Consider the following 17,698-nt stretch of genomic DNA (forward strand, 5'->3'; position numbering starts at 1 on the left):
TTTGAGACGGAGAATTTATTGCCGGCGGACTATTACACCTGTAGCAAGAGCTCAGTTTCAACCGACTTTAGCTATAATAACTTACCCTAAGAATAGTTTTGGTGCTAATAATTATGCCAGAATCCTTTTTGCTCGGCCGGCTGCTGCTGCAATTCAACAGCGAAGTCGCTGATGTCATTACAGACTTATCCGCTGTCGCTTTAACTCCCGATGGTCATTTGTGGCTGGGTTCCGATGAAACGACTGCGATCGAGCGTTTGTCGCTTGTGGCGCCTCATATTTTTGGAGAACATCAAAGATTTGCGATCGCAGATTTTATCGATCTACCTGGAAAATGCGAAATCGATATCGAAGGAATGGATTTCAGCAGCGATTATCTGTGGCTGGTGGGTTCTCACAGCACAAAACGCAAAAAAACTAAAGGCAAAGACGCCGACAAAGATATTGAAAAATTAGCACAAATCGAGACTGAGGTCAACCGCTATTTGCTGGCGCGCATTCCTATGAAAGACGGGATTTTGTGCGAGTCAATTTCCCCTTCAAACAATCCCGAAACCAAACTTAAAGCGGGATGTCTGCAGCGGACAGAAACAGGCAATTTGCTGACAGAGGCGCTCAAAGAGGACAGCCACCTCGGCTTGTATTTATCTGTGCCGATTCCGAGTAAAGAAAATGGCTTTGATATTGAAGGGTTGGCGGTGCGGGGCGATCGCATTTTGCTCGGTTTGCGGGGGCCGGTGCTGCGGGGTTGGGCGATAATTTTAGAAATAGAAGTTGAAGAGGCAGAACCGGGAGTTTTAAGGCTTAAGGAAATTGGGAAAGGAGGGAAATTGTACAACAAACATTTTCTTGATTTAAACGGTTTGGGGGTGCGAGAATTGTGCTGGAATGGGGAAGATTTGATTGTTTTAGCCGGGCCGACGATGACTTTATCTGGGGCGACAAGGGTTTTTCGGTTGAAGGGAATTTTAGGGCGATCGGGCGACAGTATTAGTGGACAAGATGGTGGAGATTTGGAGGTATTGTTCGACTTGCCTTTTAAGGTTGGTACGGACAATGCTGAGGGATTGAGCCTGTTTCCCTATTTGGACGGGCAGAATTCGCTGTTAGTGGTTTACGATTCGCCGGATGCGGGGAGAATAATTGAAAAAAATTCTATCCTGGCTGATGTTTTTAGGTTGGGTTTGTAGTAGTATGCTGCGTCATAACGGGAGATATTGGGGATAATTAATCACCCATGAACTGATGCACCATGCGATTAGGAAGGTGCGTCAGATGGGATTTTTGGGAGAATTAATTCGACCTTAACTGACGCACCATACAAGTGGGGTTAATTGTCTATCGCATCCCTTCGCCCCTGGCTGTAGCGTTTCAATTCATCAATTAAGTGAGTATCGTTAGAAGCTGTTCTCGCACCCGCTTCCGCCGCCCACCGCTTCAAATCTTCAATTTGCGATCGCGCGATCGCAGCTAAAGGTACTGTATCCTCGATCGACCTCAAAATATCCTCGGTCATCAAATCCCGGCGCTGTCCGTTGACAAAAGTGCCAAAGGCTCGATACAATCCATCTATTACAACTTGCTCGATTTCTGCACCGCTAAAATTCTCAGCGCGCTTCGCCAAAACTTCTAAATCAAACTCGCGCAATCTAGTCGGCCGCAGTCGCTGCAAATGCACTTTAAAGATATCTTGCCTTTCCGATTCTGAGGGCAAATTCAAAAAGAAAATTTCATCAAATCGGCCCTTTCTCAGCAACTCGGCCGGCAAAATCCTGACGTTATTTGCAGTTGCAACAATAAACACCGGACTGGTTTTTTCCTGCATCCAAGTAATCAAACTGCCGAATACCCGGCGCGAAGTTCCCGAATCGCCGTCGCCACCGCTGATAATGTTGCCGAAGGCTTTATCTATTTCATCGATCCACAAAACACAAGGTGCGATCGCCTCAACTAATTGTATCATTTGTCTAACCCGACTTTCGCTTTCCCCGACCACGCCACCAAACAATCTCCCCGTATCCAACCGCAACAGAGGCAAACGCCATTCTGAGGCTATTGTTTTCGCAGATAAAGATTTGCCAGTGCCTTGAATTCCTACTAACAAAACTCCTTTGGGATTCGGTATGCCGTAGCGACGCGCTTCATCAGTAAAAGCATCTTGCCGCATCTTTACCCACTGTTTCAAATTCTCCAAGCCGCCAACACTTTTTAGGGATTCTCTGGAGTTAAAAAACTCCAAAATGCCCGTTTGGCGAATTGCTTGCTGTTTTTCCTCCAAAACTCCGTCAATATCTGACTCGTTAATTTGCTGTTTGGCGGCCAAAGCTTTAGCCAAAACCCGCCCGATTCTAGCGCGACTCAAACCCTGACAAGCTTTAACCAACTGTTCCCTTGCTAAACCGCTAACTTGCAACTGTTGCGGCTTTTCCACAACGTGGGAAATTAAACTGTCGATTTCTTGGACGTTGGGCAAAGGAAAATCAATTACTGTTACTTCTTCTTTCAATTCCTCCGGTAATTCCAGCGTGTGAGAAGTAAGAACTATAGTTTTTTTGCTGCGCTTTAATTCTCGCGTTAAATTTCGCAATTCTCGCACTACCGCCGCGCTTTTTTCGCTGTATGGATATTTCAAAATTGGGTGCAAATCCCGCAGTACAAATATTGTATATTCTTCAACTGCAGTTTTGCTGACGCGATCGAGCGCCGCCATTACCGAACCTTTCCCAGAACCGTTATCCTCCCAGCCGCGCACAAGATCCCACCGCAATACCCGGCGCGCGGGAGTTACTTGCAGCGCTACTTGGGCAATTACGGCTTCGACCGGTTCCTCCTCCGCGCCGACAATGTACAGCAGCGAATAGCGGGCGCGAATCATCAAATCTAGTCGCTTTACCAGTGCCTCAAAATGGTTATTTTTACCGCCATTGATGGCATCTAATTCTTTGGATTGGGGGTAATTTTCTGTCATTCTATTTCATATCTTAGATGTATATTCAACTTTATTAAATATTTGGTTTGCAGTCAGGACTTTAGCCATTAAAAAGGACTTAACCGGAGTTAAGGCTTGTAGTAAGGACTTGACTCCTTAACAACTATTTAGCCGGACTAAAGTCTGTACTGCGAACGTTAAAATTATAACAGAATAGTGACCAGTTGGCTACTTAGCAACTTTTCGAGCTTGTTTCACCATTTCAATGAGAGTGTGGTGAGCATCTTCGGCGTCTTTTAAAGTGCGATCGAATTTAACTCTAACGGGCACTGTTTCGTCGTTGACTTTAGCTGTTAAATCCATGCCGTTAGCATCAATAGCGAGCATTTGAGCTTCTGTTGCCTGCGGTTGGTCACCAAATGCTTGAGCATATAGCACGACAGCGCTAGCGTGGTCTTCGTTCATGTGAGTGCAGATGCGATCGCTAATCTCAGTGGAAAACTGTTCTGACATGGGAGATTCCTCAGATGCAATATCGATCGATTGTACTGCGATCGGTACAAAGTTTTCAACCGCGATGAATTGCATCAAGAGTTATGAAAGATAAATAACTAAATTATATCCGCGTTAATCTGCGTCCATCTGCGGTTAAAAAAATCCCATAATTCAACTAAAATGATAAAATATTACTTTCTTAATATTTCCTAATCACATGAAAAACTCTAGCGCTTATATCGAACTACTCAAAACATTTCCGCCGCGACCCATAACTGCTGAGGAGGAGTTAATGGCAACTCAAGAAGCGATCGACTCTTTGTTGGATAAAGACGAACTGACTCCCGACGAACGCGACTACCTCAACGTACTGGGAACCCTTGTTTATGAGTACGAACAAACTTTAGAACCTATACCTGACATTTACGGAGTCGAACTGTTAAAGGCTTTAATAGAAGAATTTGAACTCAGACAAAAAGACCTAGTTCCTATTTTTAAAACCGAGTCTATTGTCTCAGATATCCTCAATGAAAAGCGTCAACTTACAACGGAACACATCCAAAAAGTTGCCTAGTTTTTCCGCGTCTCGCCGGCTGTTTTCTTTCCGCTGCATCCAGTCAAAACAACTGCTTGAATTTAAAACGAGATTTTTGTTTGTAGTAAGGACTTTAGTCCATAAACCGGGTTTTTACGATAATACGCATTGTCACCGAGAGATTCTCTAAAAACCCGGTTTCTTGAATCGGAGTGCGTAAATCCTGAGAATGCTTCCTTTTCATTGCTTTTTAAAGGCGAGACAGTTTATCATAATTAGCAACTAAATAGAATTTAAACAACCTGCCATGCTGTGGACACCCGGACAAATTCTGAGAACTCGCCCTCTCCGCATTGACACCATCCTGGGAATGGGGGGATTTGGCATGACTTACAAGGCCACACACTTGCAACTTAACTATCAAGTTGTCCTCAAAACACCGAATCTGAGTTTGCAAAATGACCCGGAATACGCCAACTTTGTTCGCAGATTTATCCGCGAAGGGCAAATCTTAGCCAAATTTTGCCAAAACGCGCATCCTGGAATTGTCCGTATTAGCGATTTGTTTGAGGAAAAAGGCCTTCACTGTTTGGTAATGGATTTAATCGTCGGGCAAAGTTTATTTAATGCCGTACAGCAACAGGGGCGACTCCCGGATACGGAAGCAGTGGCAATTATCCGCCAAATTGGAGAAGCATTAAGTGATGTTCACCAAGCCGGAATTGTCCATCGAGATGCTCATCCAGGTAATATCATGTTGCGTCCGAACGGGCAAGCGGTATTAATTGATTTTGGTCTTGCAAGTGAATTAATGCCAAGTATTATTAGTAGCCGACATCCTCATAACCCTGCTTTTGCTCCTTGGGAACAGCATATCGAAGGTAGCGGTAAACCAACGGTTGATATTTATGCTTTAGCTGCATCTTTATATTATGCGGTAACTGGAAAAGTGCCAACAGCTTCTCTCAATCGGCATTTTAGAAATGAAGCGTTGAAACCTGCTAAAGATTTTGGGGTGAAGGATTGGGTGAATTTAGCTATAGAAAAAGGCATGGCATCCGCTCCGCAACATCGGCCGCAGTCGATGAAAGAGTGGTTGAATTATCTCCGGGAACCGATTCCGTCAACGGTTGCCGGTGTTTCGGTACAGCTTAAATCGGCGCGGGGAGTTGACTATACTCACCTGCGGGATTTATTGGCAGCGGAAAAGTGGGAAGCAGCGGATGGGAAAACACTCAAGGTGATGTTAAAAGCTGCAAGACGGGAGAAGGAAGGCTATTTTAATAGGGAATCGATCGAGAATTTTCCTTGCGATGATTTGCGGACGATCGACCAGTTGTGGGTAAAATGCAGTCAGGGTCGTTTTGGCTTTAGCGTCCAGAAAAAAATCTGGTTGGAAGTTGGTGGTAAAGTTGATTATGACACTGAATGCAAGCTAGGCGATCGTGTGGGTTGGCGAAAAGAAGGACAGTGGTTGGAATACAGTAACCTAACCTTTAATAATAAGCAAGCACCTACCGGCCACCTCCCGGCGGCGGGTGGGGCCCGGCGGTCGTTGGGTTGGGGCGGGTGGTGTGGTGGTGGTTCTCTCGCATCGAGAGCTTCTCTCGCATCGAGAGCTGTAAGCTGTAATCTATAGCGATTTCAGCCCTTTGTCAAGTCTTTTTTCTCTAACCTTTTTCTACGAAGTTATCGGCTTTTGGTCATTTCATTACCTGCTACGCGGGGGTTTACTCTTCAAACAACAGACTCGCGAAATTCGGGTGATAGCAATTAGCCAACACAAACTGTTTGGGGTTCAGAAACCGGGTTTTTTACGAAATCTTTGGTTGTAGCCAGCAGATTTGGTAAAAACCCGGTTTCTTTGGTCAGTGCGTAAGTCCTAATCAACTCTAAAGTCGAGACTAAATGATGCGTTATGCGATCGTGATCGAAAAAACACCCCATAACTATTCAGCTTATGCGCCAGATTTACCCGGATGTGCAGCCACAGGCGCTACCCTTGCGGAAGTACAGCAGCAAATTAAAGAAGCGATCGAATTTCACTTAGAAGGGTTGCGAAAAGATGGTTTACTCATTCCCCAACCAACTACTCTATGTGAGTATGTTATCGAACGTTTCTTAGTCAAACAGTAACAATTATATCATTCCCAATCCGCAAGAGCTACTTTCAAGCAAGCACGAACCTCCTTCCAGTCACGTTCCGACAGATGACCAATTATAACTAAGTTGGAAGATGGGGGTAGAGTGACAATAAAACTGCGAAAAACAGAAGCGGCTCGTAAACCTGCTGCGGCCCAATCTTGGAGTATATAATCAGTTACACCTAAAGCAGTTGTCTGTGTAGTCAGGAGTCCAGCTATTACATCGCGGCGGGTTGTGTTATAGGTAACTGATGATAGAATTACAGCCGGACGACGTTTAATGCCAGTGACACCCGGAAAATCAACTGTCACCACATCACCAGGATTAAAAGACACTATTACATCTCCTCATTTTCAGAAAAAATGGTGGCCGCGTACTGCAAAGAAAATGCCGTCACATCGAGTTTATCTTCCTCAGTCCAAGTCTCGCTTTCATCGACAACCGACAGATTTTGCTGCACCAAATCGTTGAGAATAAGAGTTGCCAAGCGCAGTCTATCCTTTGGTGAAAGGGTAGACAGAACGCGATCGTAAACTTCTCGAACAGTAGTTAACATAGCAAATCCTCTTGCTTCTTATCTTGTGGAACACTTAGGGCAAGTTGATTTGATTATAGCTCAAAAAATTAATAAATTTATGCTCTACTCAAATTCTAATTTTTAACCCAAAATTCATCTATGCCAACTTTAACTGATATTGGCACTCTCATCATTTCCACACCAGCAACCTGTGGAAATCGCCCCCGTATCGCAGGCACTAGAATAACAGTTCAACGAATCGCAGTTTGGTACAAAATGGGGATGAAATCAGAAGAAATTATTGCAGAAATTCCCCACTTAAATTTAGCACAAGTTCATGCAGCATTAGCTTACTACTACGCCAATAAAGAGCAAATTGATGGCGATATTGCGATGGAAGAAGCTGAGTGTGATCGCTTAGCCAATGAACACAAAGTGGGGAGTTAATCGTTAGATACCCTGACTTATTTAAGAAGTCAGGGTATATGAGTATTCTATCGTACAAACTGCACAGCCTAACTAAAAGATCGATCGTCAAACGGCAATTCATCAAACAGCGGAGCAATATCAGCCTCAGAATTCGCGACAGGGGAATTAGCGCGAGATGCCGACGGCTTAACAGAATTCACCTGGGCTACTGATAACTTGGCTGCAGGTTCCGATTTCTGTAAATTAACTACCGGCAACTCCCCGCCATTTTCTCCATTTTTGCCCGTTTGATTCCACAACATCATTCCCAGCAAACCATCAACCAAACCGCCACCGCTACCGTTGCCTGTTACCGCAACATCCGGCACAACTCGCACGTTGCGATCGCCTATAATTTGCATTAACTGCAAAGCCGTATAACCCGAACCTCCCAAAGCTACAACACCCGCGCGATAAGCTTCAGCTTGAGCATTTCCCTTCACTCGAATCGACTCAGCTTCACCTTGAGCTTGTTTCACCTGAGAATTCGCTTTCAACTCAGAAATCTTCACGCCTTGTTCCGATTTCACCATCTCTTGCTGAATCTCAGCCAGCGCCGTTTCCCGCACCAATTGTTGCCGCTGAGTTTGTGCTAATTGCTGCACCTCATAAGTCTTGCACTGTTCCTCAGCAATTTTGCGATCTGTTTGAGTTTGCATCAACTCTGCCGGTGGCAATATATCCCCGATCAAAGTATCAATTGCCTGCACGTCATAGGTACGCAAAGCTGCTTTGATATACTCGGCGGCTTCCGCTTGTCGGCCGCTTCTTGCGGAGAGAAAATCTAATACAGAATAAGCTTGAGCCGAATTGCGGAAATAATTCCCGATTGTCGGCTGCAAAACGTGGTCTACTAAATTCTGCATCGAACCGACGCGAGAAATCACTTTTGGAGCATCCAAAGCGCCGACGTGAATAATCTGAGCTACTTCTAAATCAAAGGCGAAACCGTCTTGAGAACGCACGGTTAAAGACGAAAGTTTAGAATCGTAACTGTGCCTTTCTGTTTTGCCAGACCAATTCAATACTATATTAGTAGTCGGCACTAACTCTACTTTCAAAATGCGAGTATTTAGCGGATGTTTGCCCGGATAAAGGGGAGTTACCCAAACGCCTTTATTGCCGACATTTACTAAATTTCCGTGAGTGAAAGCAGCGCCGCTCACATCTTCCGAGGTTTTACCGACATAGGAAATAACCGCGCCGACATAGCCGATCGGGATTTCGGTCATCGCCACTTGGTCAACCCCGACAAACCAAGGATTTAAGTTCCACGAACCGGAAAGCAAAACCTGTTCCTGCAAACCGCGCCGCCCGCTGGCGGTGATAAATTTTTGCGCGTTTTGGAAGTTGTCGTGATTGGGAATAATCGGGCCGGCAATTTCGCCATCTTGAATTGGAACGCCGTCAAAAGTTGTGACAATTCCCACTTTATCAGGGGCAATTCTGTACAGCTTTAAGTGTTCGGATGTCATCCCGTGTTTGGCAGCATTTGCCGCTGTAATTACTGTAAATAATGCTGTATTAATTCGATAGCTACCGCCAGTCAAGATGCCGAGTTGTCTCCCTTTTTCGCCGCCGCCTTTGAGGAATTGGCGAGCATCTTGAAAATTGTCACATTCTGTGATTTTGCCGAGGATGCGCTGCGGGGGAATTGACTGGCCACCTGCTGCGATAATTAAACCAATTTCACCTTGGGGAACTACAGTCAGAGACTCTTTGCGAACGTTGTATTGCAAAGGCCAATAACCCCAGTGCCAACCGGGGGGCAAAGTATCAGCTTGATATCCTGCTTCTCCGTTTAAGGCAATTAAATCTCCGGGCGGTAAAGACTTGCCGCCGAAGCTAAACTTTTTACTGACAATGCCAACTTCGCGATCGCCAATTACTACCAATCCGCCAAAAAATAGCGGCAGCACCAGAATAATTATCATACCGCCGATCGCGATCGGGATAAATCCGCCCGGAGCGAGCTGCATTGTCTGCACGGGAACAGTGCTGCGTAACTGCCCTAGCTGCAAGCTAGAATCAGGTTGTGCGACTAACTGAGCCGAGGTTTGATTTGCGGGGGGGATATTGCTAGTGGCTAATACCGGCGAGGGTTTCAAACTGCTAATTGCACTAAGAGCTAAAGACGCCGAAACAGCGGCTGCTAAATGTTTTAAAACGCGGACTTTGACTTGAGATTTGGACAAAAATGAATAAAGCATTTTTTTTGAGCATGGCTAATTTGTCCTATGAGCTCCAGCTTAGCCTTACTAAAAAGTTTTTACCTAAAACTTAAGGTCTTATTTATCATTATTTGCCCTCATAATAGTCATATTTATTAGTAAAAATGCTTATAATTACACTACAGGCTGACAATCCCTCTTTTTAATGCGGAAATCGCGGCCTGCGTGCGATCGCTAACTCCCATTTTGCTCAAAATATTGTTGATGTGAAACTTGACTGTGCTTTCGCTGATGTGCAAAACTTCACTAATCTCGTGGTTGCTTTTACCAGCGACTATGAGGCGGATGACTTCTAATTCACGATCGCTCAATTCAGGGCCACTCAGGCGATCGGCTAACTTAACACCCACTGCCAGCGGAATATACTTTTTACCCTCAAAAACCGTCCGAATTGCTGCTAAAAGCTCCTCTGGTTCCGCATCCTTCAGCAGATAGCCTTTTGCACCAGCTTGCAATCCGCGATAGATGTTTTCATCGCCGTCATAAGTCGTCAGCACCACAATCCGGGCGCTGGGAAACTCCGCACAAATCGCAGCAATAGCGGCGACTCCATCCATCACCGGCATCCGCCAATCCATCAGCGTTACATCGGGCTGATGTTGGCGAAACATTGCCACAGCTTCTTGCCCGTTGCTTGCTTGCGCCACAACTTTAACATCTGATTCCTGCTCCAGCAGCGCCACTAAACCTTGCCGCACAATATAATGATCGTCGGCAATTAAAACGCGAATAATATCTGATTGGTTAATCATGTTTCCCTGTTAATTTTATCAAAAAAAACTGAAAATCTAACTACAAACTTACTATGTATGGTGCGAAATGTGCACCTTACTTTACTGGCGATTAACTGAAACTATAACTTCTGTTCCGTTTCCGGGGCTGCTGTTTACAATTAGTTGCGCGTTAATGCGATCGGCGCGTTCTCTCATCCCCAATAAACCAAAGCCATTCCTAAAACCCATACTTTCCGTGTCAAATCCCTGTCCGTTGTCTTGCACGCGCAAAAGAAACTTGGATATTTCGTAAACCAACTCAATTTTTATCGCCGTAGCTTGGGCATATTTGAAAGCATTTGTTAATGCTTCTTGCCCGATTCGCAACAGGTTATTTTCTATTTCTAATGGTAGGGAATAGGCTGTGCCAACCACTTCAAAAATAGTGCGCGTATCTGTATCTGATGACAGTTGTTTAGCAATTTGGTTTAGAGCGCTATACAAGTCGCCATCTTCTAACAGTTGCGGGCGCAAAGATTCTACGGATCGCCGCGCTTCAGCAAGTCCAGAGCGAGCCAATTCGCAGACTGTTTTTATGTGTGCTTGTGCTTGTTCTGGATTCGCTAATATTACCCGTTCTGCGGCTCCCAAATGTATGATGATGCCTGCAAAAGTTTGTGCTAAAGTGTCGTGAATTTCCCGCGCCATGCGGTTGCGCTCTTCGAGAATATTTTGGTCTATGAGTTGTTGAGACATCCTTTTCAGACGTAATTGGTTTTCGACGCGGACTAAAACTTCTTGTTGTTGAAAAGGTTTTGTAATGTAGTCTATTCCGCCCACAGAGAAGGCTTTTACCTTATCGAAAATTTCTTGCAAAGCGCTGATAAAAATTATTGGAATATCTTGAGTTTTCGGAGTAGCTTTGAGCTGAGCGCAGACTTCATAGCCATCCATGTGAGGCATCATAATATCGAGTAAAATTAAGTCTGGTAAGTTGGCATTGATAAAGTTTAGAGCTAATTTCCCACTGGGAGCTAGGTGAACTTTATATCCGGCGGCTGATAGTATCCCGCTTAAAAGTTTTAAATTCTCAGGACAATCATCAATAACTAAAATACTTTCTTCGCGGGTAAAACTGAGGTTTTTGTTCATGTCTCATCCCTCAATGTGTGTATTAAATTTAGCAACTGTTCGTACTGAAAGTTTTTAATGCAAGCTGCGCTCGCCCTCGCTAAGGGCTGATTGATTTCGCGAATTTGATTGATGACTGTTTGCATCTGTTCCAAATCGAGATTGCTAATGGCTTGCTGGAGATTGGCTACTAACTCAGGAGGCAGTTCAGAAAAAGCGGTTTTTGTCAATACATTTACTTCATTTTCTGTGAAACTGGCCGCAGCATTTAGTTCTTCAAAAACGAATTGTACTCCGATATGTTTGTGGAGAACATCAAATATGTTTGCTTCTCTAAATGGTTTGCGAACAAAATCATCGCACCCGGTAGAAAGGATAACGGCTTTCTCTTCCTCAAAACTACTTGCTGTTATGGCAATAATTGCTGTCTGGGGTAGGCACGGGGGCACTACCCCTACAAAATCATCGTTTTCCGTAGGGGCAATCCCCCTGTGGTTGCCCTCTTTAATTTGTTTGGTTGCTTCATAACCATCCATCACCGGCATCCGCATATCCATAAAGATTAAGTGCGGCGAATATTGCTCCCACTTTTCTATTGCTTCCATCCCATTTTTGGCTTCGTAAACCTCGAAACCGATCGCAGAAAGCAGTTTAACTAGCAGTTGACGGTTGTCAAAAGCGTCGTCTGCAACGAGAATTCGATAGCGGGGTTGATTGGGTGCGATCGCAATAACTCGTCTGGTTGGCTGTTCCCGTTGGCGATCGGCCTTTTCAACTGCATTAACTTTAATGTCAAATTTGAATATAGTACCGCCTCCAGCACAAGAACTGACTGTCATTTCACCTCCCATTAACTGCACAAAAGAACGTGCGATCGTTAAACCTAATCCTGTTCCTTGTTGCGATTCTTCCCCTGTTTTAGTTTGCACAAAAGCTTCAAATAGCTTGTCTAATTCACTAACATCAATTCCCGCTCCCGTGTCTTCTATCTCAAAGTATATTTTATGAGCAAGCTCATGATTTTTAATTTTCACATAAATGCCGCCTTCGGAGGTAAATTTAATCGCGTTAGAAAGCAGGTTGATCAAGATTTGGCGCAATTTTATTTCATCAGTTTGCACATATTGGGGAACGTCTGGCATCCGCTCTACTAATAACTGCAATCCCTTATTTTGTGCAGGAAGTTGGAACATATTTTTGATGTCGTCCAGCAGGCGGTGGAGGTCAAAATTGGTCTCGTTGAGAGTCGTGCGTCCCGCTTCTATTTTGGACAAATCTAATACTTGGTTAATCAGTTCGAGCAAATGTTCTCCGCTGCGGGTGATAATACTCAGGTGTTCTTGCTGTTCCTGCAATAGGTGAGAACCGCGATTCATTAATTGGGAAAATCCGAGAATTGCATTGAGGGGAGTCCGCAATTCGTGGCTCATATTTGCGAGGAATGTACTTTTTGCTCGGTTGGCTGCTTGTGCGGCATCTTCGGCTCGTTGTCGCTCGCTGATTTCTCGCTGGAGTTCAAGAGTGCGATCGCTCACTTGCTGTTCTAAAGTGCGGTTGTAATCAGCTAAAACTTTTTCTGCTTGTTTGCGATCGGTGATGTCTTGAAATGTGGCGATCGCATAATTAATTTTACCCGTTTCATCCACAATTGGTGTGCTGGAAACTTCCAAGGAAACAATCTTATCAGGTCGGTGGAACTCTATATCATCTACTTTGACAGTTTCACCCGCCAAAGAACGCACGATTGGCATTTGTGCGGTGGGATATAACTCGTTAGTTCCCGCGAGATACAGTTGACAAGCTTCTGCTAATTTCTCAGTATTTGCTTCGGGTATTGTGGGAATGGCACTTAGTTGATGTGCCGTCTGATTTGCGTAGGTAATTTGTCCGGTGGTGTCATGCACGGCTACCCCAATTGGCATAGCATTGATAAATTGAGTAAGCTGATTTTCGCGTTTTTTTACTTCTGCATAAAGTTTAGCATTGGTAAGTGCGATCGCCGCTTGTCCCGATAACAATTGCAAAACTTCCAGGCGATCGGGAGTAAAAGCTTGGGCGGTGAGGTTATTTTCGAGATAAACAATAGCAGCCACTTGACCTTGATTCATCAAAGCGGCACACAAAATAGACTTAGGCTGACGTGCTTTGATGTAAGGGTCATTCGTAAACTTTCCTTCACGAGTCGCATCATTTAATACTAAATTTTCTTTGGTTCGGGCGACATAATTGATAATTGTTTCGGAAAGTTCCGAGCAATTTTCAACAGGCTCAGATTGCAACACTGTTATCCGTTCATCATTGATGGCACCTTCAGCTTCAATCACCAATTGACCCTGCTTTTTTAGAATCAAATAGCCTTTTTGAGCGCCGACATTTTCAATCAAATTTTTCATCAATCTGGAGAGTAATTTATCCTGTATAATTTCGCCAGAAATTGCCTCGGAAGCTTTCATTACTGTAGCGATATCCAAGGAAGAACTAGAACGGCTGTCAGTCGTTGATGTAGTGGTTGAAATGGCTTTATTTGTATGGCGATGGAGCGTAAATAATTGCGGATATCGCGTTTCTAAATCTTTAACTTTAGCCACGGCACCCCAGAGTTGATAGCAGTAACGAGCTTCCTGCATATAAGCTTTAGCTGTTAATTCTTTCCCTCTCGATAAATAGAACTTGGCGGCGAGTTCGTAAGCGAGGGCGGCTTCGTGGATGTACTCGTTTTCTTTGGCAAGGGAAATTGCGCGATCGTAATAGTCGATCGCCTGTGCATCTTTGCCAATAACCCGATATCGTTCTGCCTCCACTAGATTAAATTTGTGCAAGTGATTCATCGGGGCATGATGCGCCCATTTTTTCATTTTTTTCTGATTAGCAGTGACTTTTTTTAAACAGTGCTTTTGCTCGTCGAAAGAAGCATTAGAATAGAACGAAAGCTGAGCCAGCGACTCATAAAAATAACAGTATGATACTTGAAGAGTTCCAGCAGCACTCTCTACATACTGCATGGTGGAAGCTGCATTTGATACAGCTTCAGCATATTGCCCGAATAAATAACAGAGAATCATTTTATAAAAATGCAGGGCAAAAATCGAAGTGCGATCGTTAGCTTCAGTTAATAGTGATAGCGCAGTTCGCTCATCATAGGCTTCCCCAATTAAATAGCCGGGATTTTCCGACTTACCTAATAAATTAAAAACCGACTGCTCTAAAGGTTTAATCTGCCAAATAATCGGGTCATATTTTGATTGTTCTATTGCCTCGCCATAAGTAGCAATATCGCCTTCCAGCCCTGACAATTCAGCGCCGAAGAGGTACGAATAACCGCAGTAAGTTTGAGACGCACAAGCACGTTCTTCCACTTGTCCTGTTTCCAATCCGCTTTTGTAAGCCTCCAACAAAGATGGCAACGTTTCTTTAGCTGGCGCTTTCCAATGACGGATGAAGTCATTAAATGGAAGCAGGACTTTAGTTTTTAATTCTGGCTTGCCAAATTGATCCAACATCCTCAATGCTAGCTGACCAAATTTATAACCACCTTCAATATCTCCCACAACTCCGCACAAAATTAATCCATAAACTGCATAAGCATGGAGAGACTCAGGATAGTTGCCATACTTTACAGATAAAATCACCTGCTTAAACACAATTAAAGGCATGAGTTTAGGGGCCACGCCATAGGCGACAGTAGTCATAAATGACAAGATACGCAGTGCGGCTTGTTTAGAAGGATCGCTTCCTTGAGGTAGATTGGCTAAATCCTCAATGCGTTTCCCAGCTAGGGTTAACTTAACTTCCAGCAATCCGATTATGCTATCTAGATTGTTAGGCTTTGCGGGCAGTTTTACTCCCAACTGCCTCAGAATTTTTAGCCCCAGATTAATTGCCATATCTAGTTGATTTTGGGCAGCATGAGTACCCATTTTTACCTCGATCGTTTTGACGCTATCGAGCACTGTTTTAGCATTGGTTAGTACGAGGTTGCCTAAACTTTCCATCTCCTCAAAATCGCCCACTATGTAAGCTAGCTCTGCGGCTTCTTGATGCAGTTGCAAACTTAGCGGGTATTGCACCTGCCAAGCGTTTTCTGCCAGCAATTGTATCCCCGTTTGCAGATAGTTGAAAGCTGGCTGATAAGCTGCAGATGCCTTGGCTTTTTTGCCAGCAATCAGATTTAACTGAGCCAGTTCATCTTTGTCTTGCTGGCGATCGATTAATTCACTGCTGAAATTGAGTTGATTAACAATGTCAAATATTTTTTCTTCTCGTTTGTTAATGGGAATATTTTGCAGCAGCAGTTGTCCTATTTGTTTGTGGACTATCGGCTTATCCTGTTCATCAATCAGGGAATAAGCAGCTTGCTGAATTCTGTCATGAACAAACTTGTATTCTACGGATTGGCTACTGGGTAATCTTCCTGCAATTTCTAATTCCACATCTCCCCTATTCCCCAGCAACACTACTAAATTGTCAGCAACGGCTACGTACAAATCATCCGCCGTTTGTTGCACAGATTTTTCGCAAAGTGACGCTAGCGTTTTCAGCTCGAATTGATTGCCAATGCAGGCTGCTAGCTTTAAAGTTTCCTGGGTATTCTGTGGTAGTTGTTTAATTTTACCAGCCATCAATTCGACAACATTATCAGTGAATCCCCTCGCTTGAATTTCCTCTAAATCCCACTGCCAACCCCCCTGTGTCCCCCCTTGGTGAGGCAGAGGAGTAAAGTCAAATTGTAATAGCCCTTCCGTATAAAGCGATTTGAGAAATTCATTCATAAAGAAAGGATTCCCGCCCGTTTTGAAAAACACTAACTCGCCAAGGGAGTTGACTCTTGCTTCCGGGCAATTCAGGGCATCGCCAATCAGTTGAGTAACCGTGGCTAAGTCCAAAGGGGACAGGGAAATGCGATCGACCTTTGCCCCTGTTTTGACAATCTCTTCAATTGTTAGCATTAACGGATGAGCCGCAGAAACTTCGTTATCCCGATAAGCCCCAATAAAAAACAGTCCGGCTGGCGAAGCATTCATCAGCAGTTGCATCAGTTTCAGAGATGCCCAGTCAGCCCACTGCAAATCATCGATAAATATTGTCAGAGGATGTTCGGGTTTGGTAAAAACTTGAATGAAGTTTTGAAACACAAAATTAAAGCGGTTTTCCGCTTCTGCCGCACCCAATTCTGGCGCCGCAGGTTGCTTGCCGATAATTAATTCAATTTCAGGAATTACGTCAATAATGACTTGACCATTGATTCCCAATGCGTCTAATAATTTTTCCCGCCATTCTTTGAGATTTGCTTCGCTTTCTGCTAACAGTTGTTTGACTAAATCCTGAAAAGCATTGACAATGGCGCTGTAGGGAATGTTGCGCTGATATTGGTCAAATTTGCCGGAGATAAAATAACCGCGCTGTTGAGTAATAGGTTTGTATAATTCTTGCACCAAAGCTGATTTACCGATACCAGAATATCCCGAAATCAGCATCATTGAACTTGTGGCACAGGCATCTTTCCTGTGACTGCTGACTGTTTCAAAAGCTGTTAGTAAGCTATCAATTTCTTCCTCTCTGCCATAAAGTTTTTGCGGAATTTGAAAACGGTTAGAAATATCTTGACTCCCTAGGGGAAAAACTGATATGTTGTTATTGCTGTGCAGTTGATTTAAACATTGTTCTAAATCCGCTTTAATTCCGATCGCACTTTGATAGCGCTCCTCAGCATTTTTCCCCATCAACCTCATCACAATATCGGAAACAATTTGCGGAATTTCGGGATTCACCTCACAGGGAGATAAGGGCTGTTTAGCGAGATGACTGTGTACTAATTCCAGCACATCATTGGTGTCAAAAGGCAATTTGTTGGTCAGCAGTTCGTAAAAGGTAGCCCCCAGGGAATAAAAATCCGTGCGGTAATCTAAACTTCTGTTCATTCGGCCGGTTTGTTCCGGCGACATATAAGCAAGAGTTCCCTCTAAAATGTTGGGATTTTTGATGGTGTAATTCTCGCGCGTTAACTGCGTGGAAATGCCAAAATCGATAATTTTGAGTTTTCCGTTAGCTGGATTGAAGACAATATTTGAAGGGTTAATGTCTTTGTGAATGATGTGGGCGCTGTGAATTTGTTGTAAACTTTCTGTAGTGGCGATCGCAATTCTGAGAAATTCTTCAATACTAAATTTTTGCTGCTGCATCCAAATTTTCAAGGATTCGCCGCCAAAATCCTCGACAAACATCACCAGCGTGTTTTGATATGGCTGCAAATCATAGGCTTTTATACAGCCACTCAGATTCAGAGATTGTGTAATTTTATACTCTGTGCGATAGCGGGCGAGTTCTTGGGGTGTGGGATAATTTTCTTTAAGGACTTTGAGCACGACGGGGAGACTGTCGGGTTGTCGGAATGCTCGGTAAACCAGGGAGTTTGCGCTTTCGTAGATGAGCTCTGTGACTTCAACGCCAGGAAAAGTGAGCATATTCAGCCTGCGGTCAACTTTGCAGTCGAACATAGCATAAATTTGCTCCTCACACAAGATGTGCGTGAGCCAT

At 44.1% G+C, this 17,698-nt stretch carries 13 protein-coding genes; 5 read left to right on the top strand and 8 right to left on the bottom strand.

Translation table 11 applies throughout. The features are described 5' to 3' along the window. Positions 1–113 precede the first annotated feature (113 nt). Positions 114–1,190: a DUF3616 domain-containing protein gene (locus QUB37_RS01415; RefSeq protein WP_333158382.1), complete on the top strand. Its 1,077-nt coding sequence runs from the start codon at positions 114–116 to the stop codon at positions 1,188–1,190. Positions 1,191–1,330: 140 nt separating this feature from the next. On the opposite strand, the gene QUB37_RS01420 is transcribed toward QUB37_RS01415, so the two are convergent. Beyond that, positions 1,331–2,968, bottom strand: a complete 1,638-nt coding sequence (locus tag QUB37_RS01420; RefSeq protein WP_333158384.1) for an AAA family ATPase — start codon at positions 2,966–2,968, stop codon at positions 1,331–1,333. A 189-nt stretch (positions 2,969–3,157) separates the two neighbouring features. Continuing rightward, positions 3,158–3,517 (bottom strand): DUF2470 domain-containing protein, encoded by a 360-nt coding sequence (locus tag QUB37_RS01425; protein ID WP_333158386.1) that lies wholly within the window; start codon positions 3,515–3,517, stop codon positions 3,158–3,160. A 124-nt stretch (positions 3,518–3,641) separates the two neighbouring features. Here QUB37_RS01425 and QUB37_RS01430 point away from each other — a divergent pair, with 124 nt between their 5' ends. The 3 genes from QUB37_RS01430 (at position 3,642) to QUB37_RS01440 (ending at position 6,095) form a co-directional block, all read left to right on the top strand. Next, positions 3,642–3,998, top strand: coding sequence for a transcriptional regulator (locus QUB37_RS01430; protein WP_333158387.1), 357 nt, complete (start codon positions 3,642–3,644; stop codon positions 3,996–3,998). 268 nt (positions 3,999–4,266) lie between these two features. After that, positions 4,267–5,598 carry a serine/threonine-protein kinase gene (locus QUB37_RS01435; protein WP_333158389.1) on the top strand — a complete coding sequence of 444 codons (1,332 nt, stop codon included), beginning with the start codon at positions 4,267–4,269 and terminating at the stop codon, positions 5,596–5,598. A 269-nt stretch (positions 5,599–5,867) separates the two neighbouring features. After that, complete coding sequence (locus tag QUB37_RS01440; RefSeq protein ID WP_333158391.1) at positions 5,868–6,095, top strand: type II toxin-antitoxin system HicB family antitoxin; 228 nt, start codon at positions 5,868–5,870, stop codon at positions 6,093–6,095. A gap of 8 nt (positions 6,096–6,103) precedes the next feature. Here QUB37_RS01440 and QUB37_RS01445 read toward each other — a convergent pair whose 3' ends face one another. Both QUB37_RS01445 and QUB37_RS01450 read right to left on the bottom strand, forming a co-directional pair. Then, positions 6,104–6,439 (bottom strand): type II toxin-antitoxin system PemK/MazF family toxin, encoded by a 336-nt coding sequence (locus QUB37_RS01445; protein ID WP_333158393.1) that lies wholly within the window; start codon positions 6,437–6,439, stop codon positions 6,104–6,106. Positions 6,440–6,441: 2 nt separating this feature from the next. Next, on the bottom strand, positions 6,442–6,660 hold the full coding sequence (locus tag QUB37_RS01450; RefSeq protein WP_190734845.1) for a hypothetical protein: 219 nt from the start codon (positions 6,658–6,660) through the stop codon (positions 6,442–6,444). Between the two features lie 120 nt (positions 6,661–6,780). On the opposite strand from QUB37_RS01450, the gene QUB37_RS01455 reads away from it, so the two are divergent. Further along, positions 6,781–7,068, top strand: a complete 288-nt coding sequence (locus QUB37_RS01455) for a DUF433 domain-containing protein (RefSeq protein WP_333158395.1) — start codon at positions 6,781–6,783, stop codon at positions 7,066–7,068. A gap of 68 nt (positions 7,069–7,136) precedes the next feature. Here QUB37_RS01455 and QUB37_RS01460 read toward each other — a convergent pair whose 3' ends face one another. The 4 genes from QUB37_RS01460 to QUB37_RS01475 all read right to left on the bottom strand — a co-directional run bounded on the left by QUB37_RS01460 (position 7,137) and on the right by QUB37_RS01475 (position 17,658). Continuing rightward, entirely contained in the window at positions 7,137–9,299 is a 2,163-nt protein-coding gene (locus QUB37_RS01460) for a flotillin family protein (protein ID WP_333158397.1), read from the bottom strand. Between the two features lie 140 nt (positions 9,300–9,439). After that, positions 9,440–10,069: a response regulator transcription factor gene (locus QUB37_RS01465; RefSeq protein WP_333158493.1), complete on the bottom strand. Its 630-nt coding sequence runs from the start codon at positions 10,067–10,069 to the stop codon at positions 9,440–9,442. An 84-nt stretch (positions 10,070–10,153) separates the two neighbouring features. Beyond that, positions 10,154–11,185: a response regulator gene (locus QUB37_RS01470; protein ID WP_333158399.1), complete on the bottom strand. Its 1,032-nt coding sequence runs from the start codon at positions 11,183–11,185 to the stop codon at positions 10,154–10,156. Then, the gene (locus QUB37_RS01475; RefSeq protein ID WP_333158401.1) at positions 11,182–17,658 is read right to left on the bottom strand and encodes an AAA family ATPase; all 6,477 of its coding nucleotides are present in this window, start codon (positions 17,656–17,658) and stop codon (positions 11,182–11,184) included. Before QUB37_RS01475 ends, QUB37_RS01470 begins: the two co-directional genes overlap by 4 nt. Positions 17,659–17,698 lie beyond the last annotated feature (40 nt).

Source organism: Microcoleus sp. AT3-A2 (assembly GCF_036705685.1).
Lineage (GTDB): Bacteria > Cyanobacteriota > Cyanobacteriia > Cyanobacteriales > Microcoleaceae > Microcoleus.

Coding starts and splice junctions, on each gene's coding strand:
- QUB37_RS01415 (WP_333158382.1), top strand. CDS start 114: ATGCCAGAATCCTTTTTGCTCGGCCGGCTGCTGCTGCAATTCAACAGC.
- QUB37_RS01420 (WP_333158384.1), bottom strand. CDS start 2,968: ATGACAGAAAATTACCCCCAATCCAAAGAATTAGATGCCATCAATGGC.
- QUB37_RS01425 (WP_333158386.1), bottom strand. CDS start 3,517: ATGCAATTCATCGCGGTTGAAAACTTTGTACCGATCGCAGTACAATCG.
- QUB37_RS01430 (WP_333158387.1), top strand. CDS start 3,642: ATGAAAAACTCTAGCGCTTATATCGAACTACTCAAAACATTTCCGCCG.
- QUB37_RS01435 (WP_333158389.1), top strand. CDS start 4,267: ATGCTGTGGACACCCGGACAAATTCTGAGAACTCGCCCTCTCCGCATT.
- QUB37_RS01440 (WP_333158391.1), top strand. CDS start 5,868: ATGATGCGTTATGCGATCGTGATCGAAAAAACACCCCATAACTATTCA.
- QUB37_RS01450 (WP_190734845.1), bottom strand. CDS start 6,660: ATGTTAACTACTGTTCGAGAAGTTTACGATCGCGTTCTGTCTACCCTT.
- QUB37_RS01455 (WP_333158395.1), top strand. CDS start 6,781: ATGCCAACTTTAACTGATATTGGCACTCTCATCATTTCCACACCAGCA.
- QUB37_RS01460 (WP_333158397.1), bottom strand. CDS start 9,299: ATGCTTTATTCATTTTTGTCCAAATCTCAAGTCAAAGTCCGCGTTTTA.
- QUB37_RS01470 (WP_333158399.1), bottom strand. CDS start 11,185: ATGAACAAAAACCTCAGTTTTACCCGCGAAGAAAGTATTTTAGTTATT.
- QUB37_RS01475 (WP_333158401.1), bottom strand. CDS start 17,658: ATGTTCGACTGCAAAGTTGACCGCAGGCTGAATATGCTCACTTTTCCT.